Genomic DNA, 22980 nt, shown 5'->3' on the forward strand with positions numbered 1-22980 from the left:
TCAGAAGGCCTGGCCAATGCCGGCATAGATGCCGAAATGCGGGTCGCCGGGATCACGGTTGAGCGGCACGGCCGCGTCGATGCGCAACGGCCCGAACGGCGTGACATAGCGCAGGCCGACACCGGCGCCGACCTTGACGTCGGAGAAGTTGGGAACCGACTTCGTCGATACCGTGCCGGCATCGACGAAGGGCACGATCCCGATCGTGTCGGTGACGGCGATGCGCATCTCCACCGAGGTCTCGAAGAAGGACAGGCCGCCGATCGGCTGGCCGGTGAAATCCTTGGGGCCGATGCCCTGATAGGCATAGCCGCGCACCGAGCCGCCGCCGCCGGAATAGAAGCGCCGGTCGGCCGGGACGTTCTGCAGCCCGGTACCGACGATCGAGCCGATGGCGACACGCTCAGCCAGCACGAATTTCGACGCGGTATCCAGCGACTGATAGGCCGATCCCTCGCCCTTCAGCTTGAGGAAGGCCGCACCACTCAGTATGTCGTAGCTCGGCTCGGCATAGGCGAGCACCCTGAAGCCCCTGGTCGGGTTCAACCTGCTGTCCCTGTTGTCATAGACATATTGCAGCGGAATGCTGGCGATCAGGTAGGTGTGCTTGCCGAAGGCGTCATGGATGCGCGAATAATCGAGCGCCACCTCGGCCGACACGGTCTGCTTCTTGTCGAGTTCGTAGGACAGGCCGGTGCTGCCCTTGACCGAGAAATGGTCGTACGCATCCGGATGCTCGAGCACGGTCTTGACGCTGGCGAAGAACTTCGACGCCGGTCCGATCACGCCGGGTTTCTCGAACATGATGCCGGCATTGTAGTTCAGTTCGGACAGATTGTTGCTGCCGATGCCGCTGATGGCGCCGTCGATGCGCAGCTTTTCCGCGCGGCCAAACAGGTTGCGGTGCCCCCAGTAGCCCTCGAGGCCAAGCCCCTCGGTGTTCGAGAAGGTGCCGCCAAGGCCGAAAAAGCGCGGCTTGCGCTCGCTGACCTGGACGCCGATCGGAATGTTGCCGTCGGCGTCGAGCTTGTCGGCTTCCTTGAACGTCACGCTGTTGAAGACCTCAAGCGCCAGCAGCCTGTCGCGCGCGTCGCTGATCTCCTGTGGCGAGTATTGCCTGCCGCGCTTCAGCCCGGTCATGTATTCGGTGAAGTCCCTGTCGACCTTCTCGGTGCCTTCCACGGTGGTCGCGCCATAGCCGGCGACCGGCCCGGCTGCGACCGTCAGCGTCACATCGAGCGTCGATGTGGCATGGTCGGCGACGATATGCCGGTCGGTCACCTTGGCCAGCGGCCTGCCCTGCTCCTTCAGCGTCCGCACGATCAGCGCCTCGGCCTTGAGCACCGCGCCCGATCCGGCGTCGCCGCCGGATATCAGCCCATAATCGGCGCTCATCAGCCCCGCCGCGTCGCCCTCCAGCCGGATGTCGCCAAGGGTGAATTTGGGGCCTGTGGCGATATTGATCGCCACAGGGATAGGCTCCGGCCCCTTGAACTCGGCGTCCGGAGGCAGTTCGTCGAGCGGCTTGCCGTCGATGGTGATGGTGACGACGCCTTCATAGCGGGCATCGGCATAAAGTGCGGCGACCAGCTGTTCGCGGTCGCCGCGCGCCTTGGCCATCAGCCCGAGCGAACCCGAAACGGGCCGGTCCTCGTCGCCTTTCAGCGCCGAGGCGTTTTCGAGCTTCTTGACGAGGTCCTTGTCGGCGTCGGGCGCGGAGATGGTCACCGCGTAGCGCAGCGGATCGACAATGTCCGCGTCCTCGTCGCTGGACGATCCCCACAGCTTGATGCCGAAAAGCTCGAACGCGGCCACGGATCTTGATTCGGCGATCAGCGCGGTCCCGCACATCATGGCCAAAAGCAGGGCGCGCGGAAGCACGCGCCCTGGCGCGGTCCCTCCTGACATCTGCTCTTCATGCGCCGGCATTAAGACAACCTAGGTTACAAAACTAAAATTGGAATGAAGTTCTGAAGCGCTCGTAAAGGGGCCACAATCCAATTGTCTGAAATAGGGTGGGCTTGGAATTCACACCTTCTGCGTTTCCGCAAGAAAGCGTGATCCCCTTCCCGTGGAGGTTACTGTCCGCATACCGGTCCTTGGCCGGAAAATAAACCGTTGGCAGGCGGAGACCTGCCGCGTCCGCGCGTTGACAAGCCTGACTGAAGCTTGAACATGCCCGGACGTCTGCAATTGTCTGGAGGGTGTTATGGCAATGCGCGCGGCTCGTGGTCTGTCGATTCTCGTCCTTCTTTTCTTTGCCTGGGGTAGCGTCGCGCAAGCGGCGGAAGCGCGAAGAATCGCAACGACGGACAATTCCGATTATTTCGGCTTCGATCTCAGGTCCGACCAGAACGTCACGCTCGACCAGTGCAAGACGACATGCCTCGGCGATCCGACCTGCCGCGCCTTCACCTACAACACCAAGGCCAAATGGTGCTTTCTCAAATCCGACTATAACCAGTTGAAATCCTTCAACGGCGCGGTCGCCGGCAAGGTCGTCAACATCGACGGCGATCCAGATATCGGCGCGCCGCCGGAACTCGCCTTCTTCCCCAACTGGATGGCCGACCAGGCCCAGCAATACCGCAACAAGCTGCTTGGCCCTGCCTTTGACAAGCCGACGGAGGGCATGGCGGCGCTGATCAACTCGGCCGAACAAGCCGTACAGACCGGCGACCATCGCTCCGCCATGCAGAAATACGAGGCCGCTGTCTCGGTCATGCCGGATGACGGCCAGCTCTGGCTCAAGCTGGCGCGCGAAACGCTGGCCGTACAGCCCGCCGCGAGCACCTCCGAAGCCTCAACTTTGCCGTCAAACGCCACGTCGGCCGCCTTCAACGCCTACAAGCTGCTGCGCACCACCAAGACGCGCGCCGAAGTGCTGGCGCTGCTCGGCAATGGTCTCGACAAGCGCGATCTCTACCGGCCGGCGCTGCAGGCCTATGAAGCCAGCCTTGCGCTGGAAAGCTCGCCCGCGGTCCAGGCCGACTATGCCGATCTGAAGGCCCGCAAGGGATTCCGCGTCATCGATCACTCTGTCGATGCCGACACCAGCGCGCCGCGCATCTGCGCGCAATTCTCCGAGGATCTGGTCAAGACCGGCGTCGACTACGCGCAGTTCGTCACCGTCGACAACGCCGCGCCCAAGGGCATCGAGGCCAAGGACAAGCAGATCTGCGTCGAAGGGCTCGAACACGGCCAGCACTATGACGTCACCTTCCGCGCCGGCCTGCCGGCCGCGATCGGCGAAGTGACCGCTGCCCCCGTGGTGCTGTCGATCTATGTGCAGGACCGCGCGCCATCCGCCCGCTTCACCGGCGACAGCTTCGTGCTGCCGGCCGGCGCGCGCCGCGGCATTCCGGTCGTCACCGTCAACATGAACGCCGCCGAGATGAAGCTCTACCGCATCGGCGACCGCTCGCTGGCGCAGTTGCTGTCGGGCTATCAGTTCCTGCACCAGCTCGACGGCTATGACATATCCAACATTTCCGAGCAGATGGGCGCGCCGGTCTGGCAGGGCCAGCTCGACATCGTCAACGACCTCAACAAGGAGGTCACCACCTCCTTCCCGGTCGACGAAGCGCTGCCGCAGCGCAAGCCCGGCGTCTATGTGCTGACAGCCAAGGCCGTCAACGACAAGAGCGACGATTACGGCTCGCTGGCCACGCAGTGGTTCGTCGTCTCCGACATCGGCCTGTCTACCTATACCGGCCAGGACGGGCTCAACGTCTTCGCCCGTTCGCTGGGTAGCGCCAAGCCGATTGCCGGTGCCGAACTGACGCTGGTTGCCCGTAACAACGAAGTTCTCGGAACCGCGACGTCGGATGCGAACGGCCATGCCGTCTTCAACCCCGGCCTGACGCGCGGTGACGGCGGCATGGTGCCGGCCGTGCTGATGGCCAAGCAGGGCGACAATGATTTCGTCTTCCTCGATATGTCAAAGGCCGGCTTCGACCTGTCCGACCGCGGCGTCACCGGACGCGCCGCACCCGGCGCGCTCGACGTCTATGCCTGGACCGAACGCGGCATCTACCGCGCCGGTGAGGACGTCCATGTCGCCGCCCTTGCCCGCGACGGCGCGGCCAAGGCGGTCGAGAACCTGCCGCTGACCTTTATCTTCTCGCGCCCCGATGGCGTCGAGGACCGCCGCATCGTCAGCGACGGCGCCTCGGCCGGCGGCCACGCCGTCGACCTGCCGCTCGAAGCCAACGCCATGCGCGGCACATGGTCGGTGTCGATCCACACCGACCCCAAGCAGCCGGCGGTTGCCAGCCAGATGTTCCTGGTCGAGGACTTCGTGCCGGATCGCATAGAATTCGACATGAAGGCCGACAAGCAGGAGATTGCGCGGGGCGAAACCGCCAACATCAACATTGACGGCCGCTTCCTCTATGGCGCGCCGGCGGCGGGCCTGGCGCTGGAAGGCGAACTGACCCTGTCGACGTCCCGGGACTGGGACCGCTTCCCCGACTTTTCCTTCGGCCTCGCCGACGAGCAGTCGGCGGAGCCCACGGTCACGCCGCTCACCGATCTGCCGGTGGTCGGCGACGACGGCAAAGCGACCTTCCCGATCTCCGTCGACCAATTGCCCTCGACCACCAAGCTGGTCGACGGCAAGGTGACGGTGCGCATGCGCGAAACCGGTGGCCGCGCCATCGAGCGTTCGCTCAACATCGGCATCCGCCCGCAAGGCCATATGATCGGCATCCGCCCGGATTTCGCCGATGGTGAAGTGCCGCAGGGGGGCACGGCCAAGTTCAGCCTGATCGCCGTCGATCCCGACGGCAAGCGCGAGGCGCTGAAAGGCGCGCAGTGGACGCTGGTCAAGGTCGAACGCAATTATCAGTGGTACCGCTCCAACAACTCCTGGAACTACGAGCCGGTGAGCTTCACCAAATCGATCGCCAACGGCCAGATCGATCTCAACGCCGATGGCGACGCCGCCGTCTCCGTACCTGTCGACTGGGGCCAGTACAGGCTCGAGGTCGAGACATCGGATCCCGAGGGGCCGGCGACCAGCTATGAATTCGACGCCGGCTGGTATGTCGCCTCGACCACCACCGAAACGCCTGACGGCCTGGAGATTGCCTTGGACAAGGACAATTATGCCGCGGGCGAAGTGGCAAAGCTGAAAATCTCGCCGCATTTTGCCGGCGAATTACTGATCAACATCGGCTCCGACAAGCTGCTGAAAACCATTACGGCGACCGTGCCGGCCGGCGGCAGCACCGTCGACATCCCGGTTGGCGACGACTGGGGCGCCGGCGCCTATGTCACGGCAACCCTTTTCCGGCCGGGCGACGCGCAGGAAACGCGCATGCCCGCCCGCGCCATCGGCGTGAAATGGCTGACCGTCGATCCGGGCGCCAAGAAGCTTGCCGTCACGCTCACGCCGCCGGACAAGACAATGCCGCGCCAGCAGCTGTCGATCCCGGTTTCCGTGGCCGGCGTGCAGCCGGGCACCAACGCCTATGTCACCGTTGCCGCCGTCGATGTCGGCATCCTCAACCTGACCAACTACAAGGCGCCGGATCCGGAGAACTGGTTCTTTGGCCAGCGCATGCTGGGCATGGAGATCCGCGACATCTACGGCCGCCTGATCGATGGCTCGCTGGGCACCACCGGCAAGCTCAGGACCGGCGGTGACGGCGCCAACATGCAGACGCAAGGCAGCCCGCCCACTGAAAAACTGGTCGCCTTCTTCTCCGGCATCGTCCAGCTCGACGCCGACGGCAAGGCGCGGATCGACTTCGACATCCCGCAGTTCAACGGCACCGTGCGCGTCATGGCTGTCGCCTGGACCAAGGAGGCGATCGGCCATGCCCAGTCGGACGTGATCGTGCGTGATCCCGTTGTGATCACCGCCGGCCTGCCGCGCTTCCTGGCGCCTGGCGACAACGCCGTCATGCGTCTCGACGTTGCCGACACCGACGGACCGGCCGGCGACTATGCGCTGTCGATCGATACGACGGGGGACCTGTCGACAGGTGACAAGCCCCTGCCCCAGAAGCTGACGCTCGCCCAGGGCAAGCGCCAGAGCTTGACCGTGCCGCTGATCGCAAAGACGGCGGGCAATGCCTCGCTGACCATCAAGCTGGCGCATGCGGACGGCACCAAGGTCGAGCAGACGCTCTATGTCCCGGTGCGTCCGGCCCAATTGCCGGTCACCACGCGCCTTGTAGTCGACCTCAAGGGCAATGGCGGCGCGCTTCGCGTCGACAAGGAGCTGCTGGCTGCCAGCCTGCTCGAAGGCGCATCGGTCAGCGTCGGCGTTTCGCAGGCTGCGGCCTTCGACGTGCCGTCGCTCTTGATGACGCTCGATCGTTACCCCTATGGTTGCGCCGAGCAGACCACCAGCCGCGCCATGCCGCTTCTCTACGTCAACGAGATGGCATCAGGCGTCGGCATGGAAAGCGACCCTGAACTGCACGGCCGCATCCAGGATGCGATCTACAAGGTCCTGAGCTACCAGTCCTCGAGCGGCAGCTTCGGCCTGTGGGGTCCGGGCTCCGGCGATCTGTGGCTCGACGCCTATGTCAGCGAATTCCTGACCAGGGCGCGGGAGCAGAAATACGACGTGCCGGCTCTGGCGATGAACCAGGCCCTGAACAACCTGCAGAACTCGCTCGGCTACGACCAGAGCGTACAGGACCGCGGTAGCGAGATCGCCTACGCCCTCTACGTGCTGGCCCGCAACAAGAAGGCCTCGATCGGCGATCTGCGCTACTACGCCGACACCCAGCTCGAAGCCTTCTCGAGCCCGATGGCCGTCGCCCAGTTGGCGGCGAGCCTTGCGCTCTATGGCGACACGCAGCGTTCGGAGGCGACGTTCAAGACCGCGCTGCAACTGGCCAAGTCGAGCGCCGACTACGACTGGTACCGTTCCGACTACGGCTCGGCATTGCGTGACGGCGCGGCGGTGCTGTCGCTGGCGGCGGAATCGAAGCCGGTATCGACGATCGTGCCCGAGCTGATCAAGCTGGTGACAAGGAAACGCGCCGAAGCCCGCTGGACCAGCACCCAGGACGATTCCTGGATGCTGCTGGCGGCGCGTGCGCTGAAGGAGGGCAATGACTCCATCGCGCTGACCGTCAACGGCGCGCCGCATTCCGGCGGCTATTCCAACCAGGTCAACGGCTCAGACCTGGTCGACAGCCCGCTCGAAATCACCAACACCGGCAAGACCCCGCTGCAGGCCGTCGTCACCACCGTGGCGTCGCCGATCCAGCCCTTGCCGGCCGCCGGCGACGGCTTCACCATCAACCGCACCTACTACAAGCTGGACGGCACAGAAGCCAATGTGACGGAGGCCACCCAGAACGAACGCTATGTCGTCGTGCTCAAGGTCACCGAGCAGAACAGCTGGCCGTCGCGCCTGCTGGTTACCGACCTGTTGCCGGCCGGCTTCGAGATCGACAATCCGGGGCTGGTTTCCAGCGCCCAGTTGACGAACTTCTCCTGGCTGGCACAGACCGACGCCGCGCATCTGGAATTCCGCGACGACCGCTTCGTCGCGGCATTCAACCCGGCCGACGGCGACCACGACCACAATCTGACGCTTGCCTATGTCGTGCGCGCCGTCACGCCGGGCACCTATGCCCATCCGGCGGCAACGGTGGAGGACATGTACCGGCCGCAATATTCGGCCCGCACCGCCACCGGCATGATGGAGATCAAGGCGCCGTAAGGTGCCTTGGCGGATATGAACGTGAGGCTTGCGCTGCCCCTCATTGCCCTGCCGGGCATTTCTCCCCGTATAGTGACGGGGAGAAATGGGCTAGCGCCGACCGCCGCGACAGCTCCCTTCTCCCCGTCACTATACGGGGAGGTGAGCCGTGGTCCGCGCAGCGGACGAAAAGCCAATTGCTTGGCTTTTCGAACGGCGAACGCCCGAAGGGCCGTCGTGCCGGCAGGCGGATGAGGGGCAGCGCCATGCTCTCCAAGAAACTCATTCGGCGGGCCGCCATTGCGGGAGCATCGCTAGCCGTCGTTGCGGCAATCGCCACCGCCGCCCTCTGGGAACTCGACCGCGCCTTCCCCCCACCATTGCCCGCAACTCTGACCGTCTCCGCCGAAGTCCAGGACCGCGACGGCCAGCTGCTGCGCGCCTTCGCGACACCCGACGGCTACTGGCGGCTGGAGACCCTGCTCGACCAGGTCGACAAGCAGTTCGTCGACATGCTGGTCACTTATGAGGACAAGCGCTTCTGGGACCATGAGGGCGTCGATGTGCTGGCTTTCGCCCGCGCCGCCGGCCAATTCGCCACCAGCGGCCATATCGTTTCCGGCGGCTCGACCCTGTCGATGCAGCTTGCCCGGCTGATCGAGCCGCGCGAAAGCCGCAGCCTCGGCTCCAAGATCAAGCAGATGCTGCGCGCCATCCAGATCGAGCGGCGGCTGTCGAAGCGCGACATCCTCGAGCGCTATCTCACGCTGGCGCCCTATGGCGGCAACCTGGAAGGCGTGCGCGCCGCTTCGCTCGCCTATTTCGGCAAGGAACCGAAGCGGCTCACCGTTTCCGAGGCCGCCCTTCTCGTCGCCCTCCCCCAATTGCCGGAAAAGCGCCGGCCCGACCGCAACCTCCAGATCGCCCACGCCGCGCGCGATCGTGTGCTGAGCCGCATGGTCTCGTCAGGCCTGATCGGCGAACGCGAGGCGGCACGCGCCGCACTTGACGATGTCTCGGGCCTGCGCCGCACCTTGCCGGCGCTTGCCGCGCATGCCTCCTATGCGATGCTTCCCAAGGCCGTTCCGGGTCAGCCGCTCAAGCTGACGATCCGCAAAAGCGTCCAGCAAGGACTGGAACAGGTGGCGCGCGATGCCGCCACCAAGCTCGGGCCGCGTCTGTCCGTCGCCATGGTGCTGGCCGATGCCCGCACCGGCGACATTCTGGGCGAAGTCGGCTCGGCCAATTTCTTCGATTCCAGCCGTTCCGGCTGGATCGACATGACCAAGGTCGTGCGCTCGCCCGGCTCGACGCTGAAGCCGTTCATCTACGGCCTCGCCTTCGAGCAGGGACTGGTGGCGCAGGAAACGCTGATCGAGGACAGCCCGGTCGATTTCAGCGGCTACAGGCCGAAGAATTTCGACATGGGCTATCAGGGCGATGTCTCGATCCGCCAGGCGCTGCAACTATCGCTCAACGTGCCGGCGATCCGCGTGCTCGACGCGGTCGGCCCGGCGCGGCTGACGGCGCGTTTCCGCCAGGCGGGCGTCAACCCGATCCTGCCGGTCAATGAAGCGCCTGGCCTGGCCATCGGCCTCGGCGGCGTCGGCGTCACGCTGCGCGACCTGGTCCAGCTCTACACAGGGCTCGCCAATGGCGGCAAGACGCATTCGCTGCATGACGGCACCGAGCCGGCCAACGCCGCGAGTTCGACCACCACCATCCTCAACGACCAGGCCAACTGGCAGATCGTCGACATTTTGTCGGGTGTGAAGCCACCCGAAGGCGCCCTGCAGCGCGGCATTGCCTACAAGACCGGCACCTCTTACGGCTACCGTGACGCCTGGTCGGTCGGCTTCGACGGCCGCTATGTGCTGGGTGTCTGGGTCGGCCGGCCCGATGCCGGCGCGGTGCCTGGTCTTTCCGGCTATGTCTCAGCCGCCCCGATCCTGTTCGAAGGCTTTGTCCGCTCGGGGCTGGCGACCGTACCGCTGCCGGGCAAACCGCCCGGCGCCTTCACCCCCAAGCGCGAGGACCTGCCGGTGACGCTTGCCCGCTTCGGCGCCGGCGCGGATGGCCTGGTGCAGGCGACCCCGACCGAACCCGCGCCGACCATCATCTTCCCGCCGGATGGCGCCCGCGTCGATCTCGCCACCAACTCGGCCGATGCGTCGCCACTGGTGCTGAAGCTCCAAGGCGGCCGCGCGCCGTTCCGCTGGCTGGCCAACGGCAAGCCGCTCATCGGCCTCGATCGCCGCCGCACCGCGACATGGCAGCCCGACGGCGCGGGTTACTCGACGCTGACCGTCATCGACGCGGCGGGACGGGCGGCCAGTGTGAAAGTGTTCGTTGAATAGGCTGCGTCAAGGGATTCAGGAGACTGGCCTTTCGAGGTCCGGGAATAAGGGATAAATTGCCTGATGTCCGGTGCGAGGCGCCCCCCTCTGGCCTGCCGGCCATCTCCCCCTCAAGGGGGGAGATCGGATGGCCAGGCCGCTTTCGGCAATGACCAACGGCGGCGCGCGACGCAAAAGCTGCCAATCTCCCCCCTCGAGGGGGAGATGCCCGGCAGGGCAGAGGGGGGCGTGCCACGCCATACCTTACGCAGTATAGCCGCCATTTTAGCGGCTTTCTTCGCAGTCACTCTTCCCGCCTCGGCCGATCCCCTGCCCACCGGCTTCGTCCGATTGGCCGCCATCGATGCCTCGATCCGCCAGGACATCCGCTATTCCGGCGCCGACAATTTTCTGCATCGCAAGGTAAGCGGCTATGATGCGCCGGTCTGCATCCTCGCCCGGCAGGCGGCCTTAGCCGTTGCCGGGGTCCAGAAGGCAATGGTCGCCAGGGGCATGACGCTGATCGTGTTCGACTGCTATCGCCCTGCCCGCTCCGTGGCCGACATGGGCGATTGGACGACCGCGGGCGGGCCGCCTGACCCGCAATGGTATCCGCAGGTCAAGCGCGGCGACCTCATCGCCGAGGGCTATGTCGCCCGCCAGTCGGCACATTCGCGCGGCTCGACCGTCGATATCGCCATCGCACCGGCCGACAGTATGTCCGTGCCGAAACCGGCCTGCGGCGCGGTCGATGCCAACACCCTCGATTTCGGCACCGGCTTCGACTGCTTCGACCGGACGAGTGAGACCGCGCATCGCCCGCTCGGCGCCGAAGCGGCGGCAAACCGCAAGCTCCTTGTCGATGCCATGCGTGCGGGAGGTTTCAGGAACTACGCGCGAGAATGGTGGCATTTTACGCTCGACCAAGAGCCATTTCAAAAGCAGCGCTTCGATTTCCCGGTGACCGCCGAGTAACCCGCCCAGAGCAGACTTGCCCGGCAACTGCGCGTCCCTAGATAGGCCACAGGGCGGACCGACTCCGGCGCGGAGCAACCGCGAGGAAAATATTTCTCATAGCCGCGGCAGAACGCCGGAGATTTTCTCCAGGGAGGCAAAAAAAACAACATTCAATGCATCTAATTTCTATAATTTCGGTAGATTTGGCGCGGGTTCAACGGAGGCAGAAATGACCAAACCTCATTTCAGGAAACTGCTCGGCGCACTGGTCGCCACATCTGTCCAGTTCGGCACGCTCGGTTTCGCGTTTGCCGACACCACCATTCTCAACGTGTCCTACGATCCGACGCGCGAGCTCTACAAGGCTTATGACGAGGCCTTCGCCGCGCATTGGAAGACAGAAACCGGCGAGACGGTGACGATCCAGCAGTCACATGGCGGATCGGGCGCCCAGGCCCGCGCCGTGATCGACGGCCTCGACGCCGATGTGGTGACGCTGGCTCTCGAAGGCGACATCAATGCCATCGTCTCCAAATCGAAAAAGATCAATCCCGATTGGCGCAAGAAATTCGAAAACAATTCAGCGCCTTACACCTCGACCATCATCTTCCTTGTCCGCAAGGGCAATCCCAAGGGCATCCACGACTGGAACGACCTCGTCAAGGACGGCGTCCAGGTGATCACGCCCAACCCCAAGACGTCGGGCGGCGCGCGTTGGAACTATCTCGCGGCCTGGGCCTATGCCAACGCCAATGATGGCGGCGACGAAGCCAAGACCAAGGAATTCGTCGGCAAGCTCTATGCCAATGCTCCCGTGCTCGACACCGGTGCGCGCGGCTCGACAGTGACCTTCGCGCAAAAAGGCCTTGGCGACGTGCTGATCGCCTGGGAAAACGATGCCTATCTGGCGCTCGACGAGTTTGGCGCCGACAATTTCGACATCGTCTATCCGCCGACCTCGATCCTGGCCGAGCCGCCGGTGGCCGTGGTCGATGCCAATGTCGACGCCAAGGGCACGCGCAAGGTGGCCGAGGCCTATCTGAGCTACCTCTATTCCAAGGAAGGCCAGACCATCATCGCCAAGAACCATTACAGGCCGTCCAAGCCCGAACTGGTTCCGCCCGAGGATCTCGCCAAGCTGCCGCCTATCAAGCTGATCACCATCGACGACCCGCTTTTCGGTGGTTGGAAGAAGGCACAGCCTTATCATTTCGGCGACGGTGGTATATTCGACCAGATCTACAAACCGGCCCAGTGAGCTAAAACCTAGATCAGGACGATATGACCACAGCACCCGCGCAGGCGGGGTGGCGGTTCAGACAGCCGAGCGTCATTCCGGGTTTCGGATTGACGCTCGGCTTCTCGCTTGCCTACCTCACCCTCATCATCCTCATACCGCTATCCGGGCTGATCTGGCGTTCGGCCGCTCTCGGCTGGATCGATTTCTGGGCCATCGCCACCGATCGCCGCACCCTCAACGCACTTGAAATCAGCTTCGGCACCGCCTTCATCGCGGCTGTCGTCAATGTCGTTTTCGGCACGCTCGTCGCCTGGGTGCTGGTGCGTTACCGCTTTCCCGGCCGCCGCATCGTCGATGCCATGGTCGACCTGCCATTCGCGCTGCCGACGGCGGTGGCCGGCATCGCGCTGACCACGCTCTACGCGCCGAACGGCTGGATCGGCAAATTGCTGATGCCGCTCGGCATCAAGGTCGCCTACACGCCGCTCGGCATCGTCATCGCGCTGGTCTTCATCGGCTTGCCCTTCGTCGTGCGCACCGTGCAGCCGATCATGGAGGAAATCGACAAGGAGGTGGAGGAAGCAGCCGCCACGCTTGGCGCCAGCCGCTTCCAGATCATCACCCGCGTGCTCTTTCCGGGCCTGGCGCCGGCCATCATCACCGGCTTCTCGCTCGCCTTCGCGCGCGGCGTCGGCGAATACGGCTCGGTCATCTTCATCGCCGGCAACCTGCCCTACAAATCCGAGATCGCACCGCTTCTGATCGTCATCCGGCTGGAGGAATACAATTACCCAGCGGCAACCGCGATCGCGGCAATCATGCTGGCGCTCTCCTTCGTCATGCTGCTGGTCGTCAATCTGGTGCAGACATGGAGCCGCAAGCGCTATGGCTGATCCCGAGATCAAATCCTACGAACCGTATCACGAGAGCCGCTCGGCGGCGGTGACCGAAAGCCGCCCGGCGCAGGCCGTGCTGATGGCCATCGCTTTCGCATTCCTCGGCATCTTCCTGCTTTTGCCGCTGATCATCGTCTTCCACGAGGCGCTGGCGAAAGGCGTCGGCGCCTATACGCAAGCACTGGGCGAACCGGACGCACGCTCGGCCATCCACCTGACACTGCTTGTCGCGGCGATCTCGGTGCCTCTCAATGTCGTCTTCGGCATCTCCGCCGCCTGGGCGATCGCCAAGTTCGAATTCAAGGGCAAGGCGTTTCTCACCACGCTGATCGACCTGCCCTTCTCGGTCTCGCCCGTCATTTCGGGTCTGGTCTACGTGCTTCTGTTCGGCGCCCAGGGGTTGCTCGGCGGGTGGCTGAAGGCACATGGCATCCAGATCTTGTTCGCCGTGCCGGGCATTGTGCTGGCCACCGTCTTCGTCACCTTCCCCTTCGTCGCCCGCGAATTGATCCCGCTGATGCAGGAACAGGGCAATGGCGACGAGGAGGCCGCCCTTTCGCTCGGCGCCAATGGCTGGCAGACCTTCTGGTTTGTGACCTTGCCCAACGTCAAATGGGGCCTGCTCTACGGCGTGCTTTTGTGCAATGCGCGCGCCATGGGCGAGTTCGGCGCGGTTTCGGTGGTGTCGGGCCACATACGCGGCCTGACCAACACCATGCCGCTGCATGTCGAAATCCTCTACAACGAGTACAACGCCGTCGGCGCTTTCGCCGTCGCCTCGCTGCTTGCCGGGCTGGCGCTCGTCACGCTGGTCTTGAAAACACTGCTCGAGATGCGATACGGCGCCGAACTCGCCGCGACGCGCGGACATTAGAAGGTTCATTGTATGGAAGTTCGCGTTGCCAACGTGCGCAAGGAATTCGAGCGGTTTCCGGCGCTTCACGACGTGTCGCTCGACATCAAGTCGGGCGAATTGATTGCGTTGCTGGGACCATCCGGCTCCGGCAAGACGACCTTGCTCAGACTGATCGCCGGGCTGGAGCGGCCGACACGCGGGAAAATCTTCTTTGGTGACGAGGACGCTTCGCAGAAATCGATCCAGGAACGCAATGTCGGCTTCGTCTTCCAGCACTACGCGCTGTTCCGTCATATGACGGTGGCTGACAATATCGGCTTCGGCCTCAAGGTGCGGCACGGACCGTCGCGGCCGCCAGCAGCGGAGATCCGCCGCCGTGCGTCCGAGCTTCTCGATCTCGTCCAGCTTTCAGGGCTGGAGAAGCGCTATCCCGCGCAGCTTTCGGGCGGCCAGCGCCAGCGCGTGGCGCTCGCCCGCGCCATGGCCATCGAACCCAAAGTGCTGCTGCTCGACGAGCCGTTCGGCGCGCTCGACGCGCAGGTGCGCCGGGAACTGCGCCGCTGGCTGCGGGAAATCCATGACGCCACCGGCCACACCACCGTCTTCGTCACCCACGATCAGGAAGAGGCGCTGGAACTGGCCGACCGTGTCGTGGTGATGAGCCAGGGCCGTATCGAGCAGGTCGGCACCGCCGACGACATCTACGACACGCCGAATTCGCCCTTCGTCTACGGCTTCATCGGCGAATCGAGCTCCCTTCCGGTCAAGGTCGAGAATGGCGAGATCTGGCTCGCCGACCGTCCAATCGGATTGTCGGCGCCGCACGCGTCCGAGGGCGACGCGATGCTTTACTTCCGTCCGCATGATGTCGAACTGCTGGACGGCTGCAGCGGCTGCATCGCCGGCACCGTGGCGGCCAGCCGCCGCGTCGCCGGCACAAGGCGCGTCGAACTTGAAATCGGCGGCGAACGCCAGCGGGTCGAGATTGAGCTGCCGGTCGACCATCCGGCAGCGCAGAAGAGCCGCGTGGCGTTCCGCCCGGGGCGCTGGAAGCTTTTCCCGGCTGCATAGCGATCGGACCACGGTGAATCCGCCCCAGGGATGTCCCGGTCGGTGGCGGTCTTTCACCTGGCCTTCAACGACAACACCAGGGTCATCGGGTTTTTCGGGGAGGCCGCAAAGCCGTAATGCTCGTAAAAGGCTTTCGCTTCATCCGATATGGCATGAACAAAAATTCCGCGAATACCGAGGATCGTCGCGGCTTGACCGGCGCGCAGGACGGCATCTTGCAGAAGCGCCGCGCCCAGCCCCTTCCCTTGCCAGCTTCCATCCACCGCGAGACGCCCGAGCACGACCATCGGAATGGGATCTGGCATGTTGCGGCGAACAATGCCGGGCGCTTCCGCCAGATCAAGCCCGCCCGAAGAAAAGCAGTAGTAGCCGACAACGCGTGAGCCTTCCGCCACCACATAAGTACGCGATGCGCCACTGACCTGGTTGGCCCGTGCCCTGCGGCGAAGCCATTGGTCGAGACTTTCTGTTCCGCTTTGGAAAAGGTCGAGATCGTGGTTTTCTGCCAGGGGCGTGGGCGCCGATAGCATCAGTCCCGCCATGGCTTGGGCACGTTCATGAGGCGCGCAAAACCTTCCCCGCTTGGCGGTTTATCGAGGATGTCGAGATAATGCCGGTAACTCTCCGGATCCACCTTGATCAGGGTCTGGTCGAGTAGCGTGTCCTCGGCCGCACGATAGGCGGCGTCGATCATGAAGTCGGAGCGGGTTTTCCCACGTATTTTCGCGGCGCGGTCGATCAGTATGCGCATATCCTCTCGGATGCGCAGATTGACAGGCTTGGCGTGGGTTTCGGGCGCGGCTTTCGTCATGGAAGACTCCTTTCCGCCACCATAACATTGCGCATACACAATGTGTATCTATTTGTGGCTTTTATCAGAAACAGGCTGAAGAGGACCGACCTCAAAAGGTGAAAGAAAAAACTACGATATGTCTGTTTGGGAAACAGTTTTCTAGCAACACTGGTCTAGTCCTGAATCCATGCCTCGCCGCTCCTTCGCGCCCCGGCTATGGTCTGGCAATAGAGCATTACATCCGGAGCCTTTCATGAAGCGATTTTTCCTCGGCGTTGCCGCCGCCGGTCTCCTCCTCGCATCCTCCCAAGCCTGGTCGGCCGACAAGCTGCTGAACGCCTCCTATGACGTCGGCCGCGAACTGTTCGTGCAGGTCAACAAGGCCTTCATATCAGAGCATCCGGGCGTCACCGTCGACCAGTCGCATGCCGGCACTTCGGCGCAGGCGCGCGCCATCGCCGAGGGCCTCGGCGCCGATGTCGTCACCTTCAACCAGGTCACCGACGTCGACTTCCTGGTCAAGAAGGGCCTTGTCTCCGCCGACTGGCAGAAGGACTTTCCCGACAATGCCTCGCCCTTCTATTCGCTGCCGTCGTTTCTCGTCCGTGCCGGCAACCCCAAGCACATCAAGGACTGGAACGATCTCGTGCGCGACGACGTGCAGGTGATCTTCCCCAACCCGAAAACGTCGGGCAATGCGCGCTACACCTATCTCGCGGCCACCGCCTACGCCAAGGAAGCCTTCAAGGGCGACGACGCCAAGGTGAAGGAGTTCATCACCAAGCTGTTCAACAACGTGCCGATCTTCGACACAGGCGGGCGCGCCGCCACCACCACCTTCGTGCAGCGCGAGATCGGCGACGTGCTGATCACCTTCGAATCCGAGACGCGCGGCATCCGCAAGGAATATGGCGACGACAAATTCGAGCAGGTCACGCCTTCGGTCAGCCTTCTGGCGGAGTTCCCGGTAGCGATCGTCGACAAGGTCGCCGACGAGCACGGCACGCGCGATCTGGCCAAGAGCTATCTCGACTTTCTCTATACGCCCGAGGGCCAGGGCATCGCCGCCGACAACGGCTTGCGCGCACGCGACGCGGCTGTCGCGGCCAAATACAAGGCCGATTTTCCGGATGTGCGCCTGCTGACGGTGGAAGACGTCTTCGGCGGTTGGGACAAGGTCCAAAAGGAGCATTTCGCCGCCGGCGGCCTGCTCGACCAGGCCTATGGCAGCCGCTAAAATCTCCGCGGACCGATAGAACGATCAGAAAAGCCGGCCGTGGGCCGGCTTTTCTTGTTTATGCAGGCGATAAGGCAAATCCGGCGCCCTCCGTGCAAAACGTTACAAAGAATCAACGCGTTTGTGCCTAACATGCGTTCCAATGGCTTTGTTTTCGCGAAACGGCGGCGTGCGGAAGCAATGCCGTCATCATTTGCACACAAACAGCCGCCAGATGCGGGGTGGTTGGGGCTTCAACGGGTTATCAGGGCATGCTGACGAAAAAAGGCAAATACGGCCTCAAGGCCCTCGTGCATCTTTCCAATCTTCCGGTTGGCCAACTGGCCTTCGTCAACGACATCGCCGTCGCCAACAACATCCCGAAGAAATTCCTCGATGCCATACTGGGCGAATTGCGCAACGCCGGCTTCGTCCAGAGCCGCAAGGGCAAGGAAGGCGGCTATCGCCTCGCCCGCCCGGCTTCCGAGATCAAGATCGGCCATGTCGTGCGCGTGCTCGACGGGCCGCTGGCGCCGATACCTTGCGCCAGCCGCACGCAGTATCAGCGCTGCGAGGATTGCGACGAAGCGACCTGCCAGGTCCGGCACATGATGCTGGAAGTGCGCCAGGCGATCGCCGAGGTGCTGGACAACCGTAGCCTCGCCGCCATGCGCGATGCCGACAATGACGATTTCCCGGTCGAGTTGACTTCACAAATCTAGAGCCGGGTGGATGAGGCTGTCGAGGTTTACGAAATCCCGAAAAGCCGCCCGCAAGCAGCCATCGGCAGCCAGCTTTCGCACCGAAATCATCGCCGACGTCTTTGTTCCCGAATATGCCGAGGACGTGCGCTTCTTCAGCCGCAAGCTGGCCAATCCCGGCAGGCTCCGCCGCTTCTCCACCAGGGATCTTCGCGAAAGCCTGATTACCCTCTTCTACCTCGCGGTCGCGGCAGCGCTGCCGGTGCGCTGGTGGTCGCCGATCTGCGATTGGGCGTCGAGGTTTCGCTTGAAGCGCCATATGCGCAAGGACTTCCGCGCCTATGCCGCCGCAACGCGCGCGGTGCTCGGCGACGGCATCGATGCGCGCAAGCTGTTCGAGGCAATGCTCGCGGCGCGCCATCGCCGCCGCATGCAACTTGCCGCGCATCTGGTCGCCGGCCGTTGGACGCCGACGATCCGGCTGGAGGGCCTCGAAGGCTTGCAGGCAGCCTTGCAACGCGGCCACGGCGCGATCCTCTGGTGCGATCAGTTCACCGCCCAGACGATGATCGGCAAGCGCGCCATACACGAGGCCGGCATCGAAGCGCATCAGGTCAGCGTCAACACGCATGGCGTGTCCGAGACGGTGTTCGGCCAGCGCTTCCTCAACCCGCCAATGATTCATGTCGAGAACCGGTTCCTGAAAAGCCGAATCGTCTTCGACCGTGACGACGCCTATCAGGTCACCATCCGCATTCAGAAGATGCTGAAGCAGAACGGCGTCGTGCTGATGACCAACACCATCCACGCCGGCTCGACCTTCACCGAAACCGCACTGGGCGAAAGCGGCTGGACCCACCTTGCCTCGGCACCGGCGAATTTCGCCGCCCGAGGCAAGACGGCCCTGTTTGCCATGTCGACTTTCGAGGACGTGCCCTTCCGGCAATACCGGGCCGTCTTGAGCCCCGAACTGGTGCCGCCGGCACCGGCGCTCACGGCAGTGAACACAACCAGGGACGGAGCCAAGAACATGGCCCTGCAAGCACACTACATCCTGCTGAAACGCGACCGCTTGCTGGAGGCGCTGAAGCAGTGCCCCGAGCAGATGATGTCCTGGTCGCGCCATGAGCGGTTGACCGAAGCTCAGGACGGCATCGGCATCAGCGGAGAAGAAGGCTCATGAGCGGCGCATCGAGCGCAATGCCTGGGTGACGAGTTCGTCGACCGGCTGCGTCGCGTCGAGCGTCAATGCCCGCTCGTCTTGGCCCGGCGGCTCCAGGATGGCGAACTGGCTGTCGACCAGGCTTGCCGGCATGAAATGGCCCTTGCGGTTGCCGACGCGCCGCCGCGCGGTGGCCGGATCGATCTCCAGATAGAGGAAGACGATATCGGGGCAAAAGCCGCGCAGCCGCTCGCGATAGCCGCGCTTCAGCGCCGAGCAGGCGGCGACCACACCTTGGCCGTTGCCGATCGACGCCGCGATCTGCTCGCCGATCGCGTCGAGCCAGCCCTCGCGCAGTTGATCGGTGAGCGGCTCGCCCCGCGCCATGCGGGCGACGTTTTCGGGCGGATGCAGCCTGTCGCCCTCGATGAAGACGGCACCCAGCGCGGCGGCCAGCGCGAGACCGAAGGCTGACTTGCCACAGCCGGCGACGCCCATCACCACGATAGCCGGAGGTGCCAAACCGGAAGCGCCCGTCGGCGCCTGCGCTGCCTTTTCGTCCACCGTCAGCGGCTCGCTGGCGCGCGGCCGTAGAGAAGGAGCATGGCGACGATGACGACGCCATAGATGATCTGCCGTCCCGCCTCGGGCATCTGCATGACCGACAGGATGGATTGCAGCAGCGTGATCAGGATCACGCCCGCGACCGTGCCGAGATAGGAGCCGCGCCCACCCAGGATCGAGGTGCCACCGAGCACGACGGCCGCGATCGACGGCAGCAGATAGGCATCCCCCATAGATTGCGCCGCCTTGGAGGCGTAACCCGCCAGCAGCACGCCGCCAAAGGCGGAGAGCCCGCCGGAGACGGCAAAGGCGATCATCACCACGCGTCTTGTGTCGATGCCGGAGAGATAGGCGGCGCGCTCGCGGTTGCCGATGCCATAGACCGCGCGGCCAAAACCGCTGCGGGTCAGCACGAACACCATCGCGGCCCCGATCAGCGCCCAGATGATGACCGCGTTGGGGACGCCCGGAATGGTGAAGCCGGTGGCCAGGTAGCGCATGGCGCCAGTGGCCGAATCCTGCGGCGAGAATCCCCCGGTGTAGACCACCATCAGCCCTTGCGCGACGGCGTTGGTGGCCAGCGTGATGATCATCGAGGGGATGCGCAGATAGGCGACGCCAATGCCGTTGACGACGCCGATCAGCACGCCACAGAAGATGCCGAACGGGATCGCCAGCGCCACGCCGGCCGGACCGTAGGCCGCCGCCGCGCAGGCCATCATCGCGCCCGCCGCCACCGACCACGGCACCGACAGGTCGATCTGGCCGAGCAGGATGACCAGCATCATGCCGGTGGCAATGACGCCAAGGAACGAAGCCACCTTGAGCTGCTGCAAGAGATATTCAGGCGACAGGAAGCTGCGCGAATAGAGGCTGCCCACCAACAGCAGCACCACGATGCAGGCAAAGGCCGTCAGCACCGCCGGATCGGCGCGGCGGATGAATTTCGGCATGCGGCCGGCAATGCCGCCCAAGGTCGTCTCGCTCACAGGAACCACTCCAGCCGGTTGCGGACCCGAAACAGGGCGAAGGCGCCGAGGCTGACGGCGACCAGCAGGATAACGCCCTGGAACAGCGGCTGCCAGAGCGGATCGAAGTCGAAGACGAACAGAAGATCGCCGATCGTGCGGAAGGCCAGCGCGCCGAAGATGGCGCCGATGGCACTGCCCTTGCCACCGAACAAGGAGACGCCACCCAGCACCACGGCCGCGATCGAAAACAGCGTGTAGGCGTTGCCGCTGGCATAGGCTGCCTCGCCCGTGTAGGTGAAGAAGGTGAGGAACAGCCCGCCGATCGCGGCCAGCAGGCCGGCCAGCGTGTAGGCGGCAAACTTGCCGCGACGGATCGGCACGCCAGACATGTAGGCAGCCGTTTCAGAAGAGCCGGCCGCGTAGGCGGCGCGGCCGAGTACCGAACGGCTGAACGGCACCCAGATCAACAGCACGACCGCCAGCAGCACGACCAGGCTTGCCGGCACCAGATCGAACAAACGTCCTGTCATGGCATCGGCCAGGTCCTCGTTGACCGAGCCGCCCGGGAACGGCCGCAGCAGGAGGCCCACTCCGTAATAGACCGCGCCGGTGGCGATGGTGGCGACGATCGGCTGCAGCCGCCCATAGATGACGATGGCGCCGTTGATGGCGCCGCACAGAAGGCCCGCCGCCAGCACGGCGATGACACCGAACGTGGTCTGCACCGGCGTGCCCACAACCAGCCAGGAGGCCAGGCAGTTGGTGAGCAGGAAGATCATGCCGACCGACAGGTCGATGCCGGAGGTGATGACGACCAGTGTCTGCGCCATGGCGACGAAGGCAAGCAGCACGCCCTTGTTCGCGGCCGTCTGCACGACATTGGCGGTGAAGCCCGCCGGATGGTTGGAGGTGTAGATGACGAACATGACGATGAAGATGCCGAGCGCCAGCAGCGTTCCGCGCTGCTCGGCCAGCCAGTAGCGCCAATCTTTCACGCTTCCGCTCCCAGGCCCACCGGGCTCTCCTCGCCATGGATGTTGAGCGCGCTCGATATCAGCGCCCGTTCGGTGATCTCGGCGCCGACCAACTCGCGCTTGACCGCCCCGTCATAGAGCACAAGCACGCGGTCGCAGCAGCCGATCAACTCGTCATAGTCGGTCGAATAGAACAGGATCGCCGCGCCCGCGTCCGCCAGCTTGCGCATCAGCTGATAGATTTCCTGCTTGGTGCCGACATCGATGCCGCGCGTCGGATCGTTGAGCAGGATGATGCGCGGCTGGCGCATCAGCCATTTGGCGATGACCACCTTCTGCTGGTTGCCGCCCGACAGCGCGCCGACCGGGATGTCGAGACCGGCCGTCTTGATCGCCAGCAGGCCGACCATGTCGTCGATCAGCCGCTGCTCGATGGAGCGGTCGATGATACCCCCTTTCGACAGCCGGTCGAGCGCGGCGAAGGACAGGTTCTCGCGCACCGTCATCGGCAGCATCAGGCCTTCGGTCTTGCGGTCTTCAGGGATGAGCGCCATGCCGATGCCATCCTCGCGGGCCGCCGCCGGGCTGGTGATCGTCACCGGCTTGCCGTCGATCAGCACCTCGCCGGAGAGGCCACGCAGCACACCGAAGAAAGCAAGCAGCAGTTCGCGCTGGCCCTGGCCGTCGAGCCCCCCGAGGCCGACGACCTCTCCTGCCCTGACGGTCAGCGAGATGTTGTCCAACCGGTCGGCCCAGGACAATTTGCGCGCCTCGAGCCTGGGGGCGGCGTTGGCCGCTGCCGCTGGCGGCTTGGGCGGAAAAATATGGCTGTACTCGCGGCCGATCATCAGTTCGACCACCTCGTTGTCGCTCTTCGAGCCGGCCTTGTAGGTGGCGACGTTGCGTCCATTGCGGAACACCGTGCAATGATCGGCGAGTTCGGCGATTTCGTTCATGCGGTGCGAGATGTAGAGCAGCGCCAGCCCTTCCGAGCGCAGCCGCTTCAGCACAGCGAAAATCTTCGAGACGTCCGCAGCCGTCAGCGCCGATGTCGCCTCGTCGAGGATGAGGATACGTGGCTTGCGCGCCAAGGCCTTGGCGATCTCCACCATCTGCCGCCGCGACAGCGGCAGGTCCTTGACCAGCGCCAGCGGATGGATATCGGCGGCGCCCGCCCGCGCCAGCGCGTCCTCGGCTATGCGGCGCTGCGCCTTGCGATCGATCATGCCGAAGCGTTTGGGTGGATCCGAAATGACGATGTTGTCGGCAACGCTGAGTTCGGGGATCAGCGACAATTCCTGGAAGATGCAAACGATGCCGGCCTTGTTCGCCGCACCGGGCGAAGCAAAGGTCACTTCGCGCCCATCCAGCATCATGCGGCCTTCATCAGGCGCCACGACCCCGGCCATGACCTTGATCAGCGTCGACTTGCCGGCCCCGTTTTCACCGAGGATGGCATGGATGCTGCCGGCCTCGACCGTCAGCTCGGCCTTTTCCAGCGCCCGCACGCCGCCATAGCGCTTGGAAATGCCTTCCATGCGAAAGAGTGGAGCCGCACCGTCCATCAACCCTCC

The 22980-nt window shown here is 64.2% G+C and carries 17 protein-coding genes; 10 read left to right on the forward strand and 7 right to left on the reverse strand.

What is annotated here, in order from left to right; genetic code table 11:
* Positions 1-1929 (reverse strand): autotransporter assembly complex family protein, encoded by a 1929-nt coding sequence (locus EN845_RS28435; protein ID WP_127873175.1) that lies wholly within the window; start codon positions 1927-1929, stop codon positions 1-3.
* 280 nt (positions 1930-2209) lie between these two features.
* Between EN845_RS28435 and EN845_RS28440 the strand changes: the two genes are divergently transcribed.
* From EN845_RS28440 to EN845_RS28480, 7 genes are all read left to right on the forward strand, one after another.
* Positions 2210-7690, forward strand: coding sequence for an alpha-2-macroglobulin family protein (locus tag EN845_RS28440; RefSeq protein WP_127873176.1), 5481 nt, complete (start codon positions 2210-2212; stop codon positions 7688-7690).
* 245 nt (positions 7691-7935) lie between these two features.
* Positions 7936-10026 carry a penicillin-binding protein 1C gene (gene pbpC, locus EN845_RS28450; protein WP_245511822.1) on the forward strand — a complete coding sequence of 697 codons (2091 nt, stop codon included), beginning with the start codon at positions 7936-7938 and terminating at the stop codon, positions 10024-10026.
* A gap of 204 nt (positions 10027-10230) precedes the next feature.
* The gene (locus tag EN845_RS28460; RefSeq protein ID WP_127873178.1) at positions 10231-10980 is read left to right on the forward strand and encodes a M15 family metallopeptidase; all 750 of its coding nucleotides are present in this window, start codon (positions 10231-10233) and stop codon (positions 10978-10980) included.
* Between the two features lie 211 nt (positions 10981-11191).
* Entirely contained in the window at positions 11192-12220 is a 1029-nt protein-coding gene (locus EN845_RS28465; RefSeq protein ID WP_127278932.1) for a sulfate ABC transporter substrate-binding protein, read from the forward strand.
* A gap of 23 nt (positions 12221-12243) precedes the next feature.
* Entirely contained in the window at positions 12244-13095 is an 852-nt protein-coding gene (gene cysT / locus EN845_RS28470; protein WP_127278933.1) for a sulfate ABC transporter permease subunit CysT, read from the forward strand.
* A complete protein-coding gene (gene cysW, locus EN845_RS28475) occupies positions 13088-13972 on the forward strand; it encodes a sulfate ABC transporter permease subunit CysW (RefSeq protein ID WP_127873179.1) in 885 nt (294 codons plus the stop codon). The genes cysT and cysW overlap by 8 nt, the downstream gene beginning before the upstream one ends.
* A gap of 12 nt (positions 13973-13984) precedes the next feature.
* Positions 13985-15025, forward strand: coding sequence for a sulfate/molybdate ABC transporter ATP-binding protein (locus EN845_RS28480; RefSeq protein ID WP_127280599.1), 1041 nt, complete (start codon positions 13985-13987; stop codon positions 15023-15025).
* A 53-nt stretch (positions 15026-15078) separates the two neighbouring features.
* On the opposite strand, the gene EN845_RS28485 is transcribed toward EN845_RS28480, so the two are convergent.
* Together EN845_RS28485 and EN845_RS28490 are read right to left on the reverse strand one after the other, a co-directional pair.
* Positions 15079-15555, reverse strand: a complete 477-nt coding sequence (locus EN845_RS28485) for a GNAT family N-acetyltransferase (RefSeq protein ID WP_127873269.1) — start codon at positions 15553-15555, stop codon at positions 15079-15081.
* The gene (locus EN845_RS28490; protein WP_127873180.1) at positions 15555-15836 is read right to left on the reverse strand and encodes a DUF1778 domain-containing protein; all 282 of its coding nucleotides are present in this window, start codon (positions 15834-15836) and stop codon (positions 15555-15557) included. Before EN845_RS28490 ends, EN845_RS28485 begins: the two co-directional genes overlap by 1 nt.
* A 235-nt stretch (positions 15837-16071) precedes the next feature.
* Between EN845_RS28490 and EN845_RS28495 the strand changes: the two genes are divergently transcribed.
* From EN845_RS28495 to EN845_RS28505, 3 genes are all read left to right on the forward strand, one after another.
* The gene (locus EN845_RS28495; RefSeq protein ID WP_127280601.1) at positions 16072-17055 is read left to right on the forward strand and encodes a sulfate ABC transporter substrate-binding protein; all 984 of its coding nucleotides are present in this window, start codon (positions 16072-16074) and stop codon (positions 17053-17055) included.
* Positions 17056-17306: 251 nt separating this feature from the next.
* Positions 17307-17756 carry an Rrf2 family transcriptional regulator gene (locus EN845_RS28500; RefSeq protein WP_023769580.1) on the forward strand — a complete coding sequence of 150 codons (450 nt, stop codon included), beginning with the start codon at positions 17307-17309 and terminating at the stop codon, positions 17754-17756.
* Between the two features lie 10 nt (positions 17757-17766).
* Positions 17767-18918: a hypothetical protein gene (locus EN845_RS28505; RefSeq protein ID WP_127873181.1), complete on the forward strand. Its 1152-nt coding sequence runs from the start codon at positions 17767-17769 to the stop codon at positions 18916-18918.
* Here EN845_RS28505 and EN845_RS28510 read toward each other — a convergent pair.
* The 4 genes from EN845_RS28510 to EN845_RS28525 are packed head-to-tail and all read right to left on the reverse strand — an operon-like array spanning position 18913 to position 22971.
* Positions 18913-19461, reverse strand: a complete 549-nt coding sequence (locus EN845_RS28510) for a gluconokinase (RefSeq protein ID WP_127280762.1) — start codon at positions 19459-19461, stop codon at positions 18913-18915. The genes EN845_RS28505 and EN845_RS28510 overlap by 6 nt on opposite strands.
* Positions 19462-19463: 2 nt before the next feature.
* The gene (locus EN845_RS28515) at positions 19464-20450 is read right to left on the reverse strand and encodes an ABC transporter permease (RefSeq protein WP_127873182.1); all 987 of its coding nucleotides are present in this window, start codon (positions 20448-20450) and stop codon (positions 19464-19466) included.
* Entirely contained in the window at positions 20447-21427 is a 981-nt protein-coding gene (locus EN845_RS28520; protein WP_127873183.1) for an ABC transporter permease, read from the reverse strand. Before EN845_RS28520 ends, EN845_RS28515 begins: the two co-directional genes overlap by 4 nt.
* On the reverse strand, positions 21424-22971 hold the full coding sequence (locus EN845_RS28525; protein ID WP_127873184.1) for a sugar ABC transporter ATP-binding protein: 1548 nt from the start codon (positions 22969-22971) through the stop codon (positions 21424-21426). Before EN845_RS28525 ends, EN845_RS28520 begins: the two co-directional genes overlap by 4 nt.
* Positions 22972-22980: the final 9 nt, after the last annotated feature.

The sequence above is a fragment of the Mesorhizobium sp. M8A.F.Ca.ET.202.01.1.1 genome (assembly GCF_004791595.1).
Taxonomy (GTDB): Bacteria; Pseudomonadota; Alphaproteobacteria; order Rhizobiales; family Rhizobiaceae; genus Mesorhizobium.

What these genes read in the sequence shown, in the direction of transcription:
- EN845_RS28435 (WP_127873175.1), bottom strand. Translation starts at nt 1,929, where the DNA reads ATGCCGGCGCATGAAGAGCAGATGTCAGGAGGGACCGCGCCAGGGCGC.
- cysW (WP_127873179.1), top strand. Translation starts at nt 13,088, where the DNA reads ATGGCTGATCCCGAGATCAAATCCTACGAACCGTATCACGAGAGCCGC.
- EN845_RS28460 (WP_127873178.1), top strand. Translation starts at nt 10,231, where the DNA reads ATGCCCGGCAGGGCAGAGGGGGGCGTGCCACGCCATACCTTACGCAGT.
- EN845_RS28465 (WP_127278932.1), top strand. Translation starts at nt 11,192, where the DNA reads ATGACCAAACCTCATTTCAGGAAACTGCTCGGCGCACTGGTCGCCACA.
- EN845_RS28495 (WP_127280601.1), top strand. Translation starts at nt 16,072, where the DNA reads ATGAAGCGATTTTTCCTCGGCGTTGCCGCCGCCGGTCTCCTCCTCGCA.
- pbpC (WP_245511822.1), top strand. Translation starts at nt 7,936, where the DNA reads ATGCTCTCCAAGAAACTCATTCGGCGGGCCGCCATTGCGGGAGCATCG.
- EN845_RS28500 (WP_023769580.1), top strand. Translation starts at nt 17,307, where the DNA reads ATGCTGACGAAAAAAGGCAAATACGGCCTCAAGGCCCTCGTGCATCTT.
- EN845_RS28485 (WP_127873269.1), bottom strand. Translation starts at nt 15,555, where the DNA reads ATGCTATCGGCGCCCACGCCCCTGGCAGAAAACCACGATCTCGACCTT.
- EN845_RS28505 (WP_127873181.1), top strand. Translation starts at nt 17,767, where the DNA reads ATGAGGCTGTCGAGGTTTACGAAATCCCGAAAAGCCGCCCGCAAGCAG.
- EN845_RS28440 (WP_127873176.1), top strand. Translation starts at nt 2,210, where the DNA reads ATGGCAATGCGCGCGGCTCGTGGTCTGTCGATTCTCGTCCTTCTTTTC.
- cysT (WP_127278933.1), top strand. Translation starts at nt 12,244, where the DNA reads ATGACCACAGCACCCGCGCAGGCGGGGTGGCGGTTCAGACAGCCGAGC.
- EN845_RS28525 (WP_127873184.1), bottom strand. Translation starts at nt 22,971, where the DNA reads ATGGACGGTGCGGCTCCACTCTTTCGCATGGAAGGCATTTCCAAGCGC.
- EN845_RS28490 (WP_127873180.1), bottom strand. Translation starts at nt 15,836, where the DNA reads ATGACGAAAGCCGCGCCCGAAACCCACGCCAAGCCTGTCAATCTGCGC.
- EN845_RS28480 (WP_127280599.1), top strand. Translation starts at nt 13,985, where the DNA reads ATGGAAGTTCGCGTTGCCAACGTGCGCAAGGAATTCGAGCGGTTTCCG.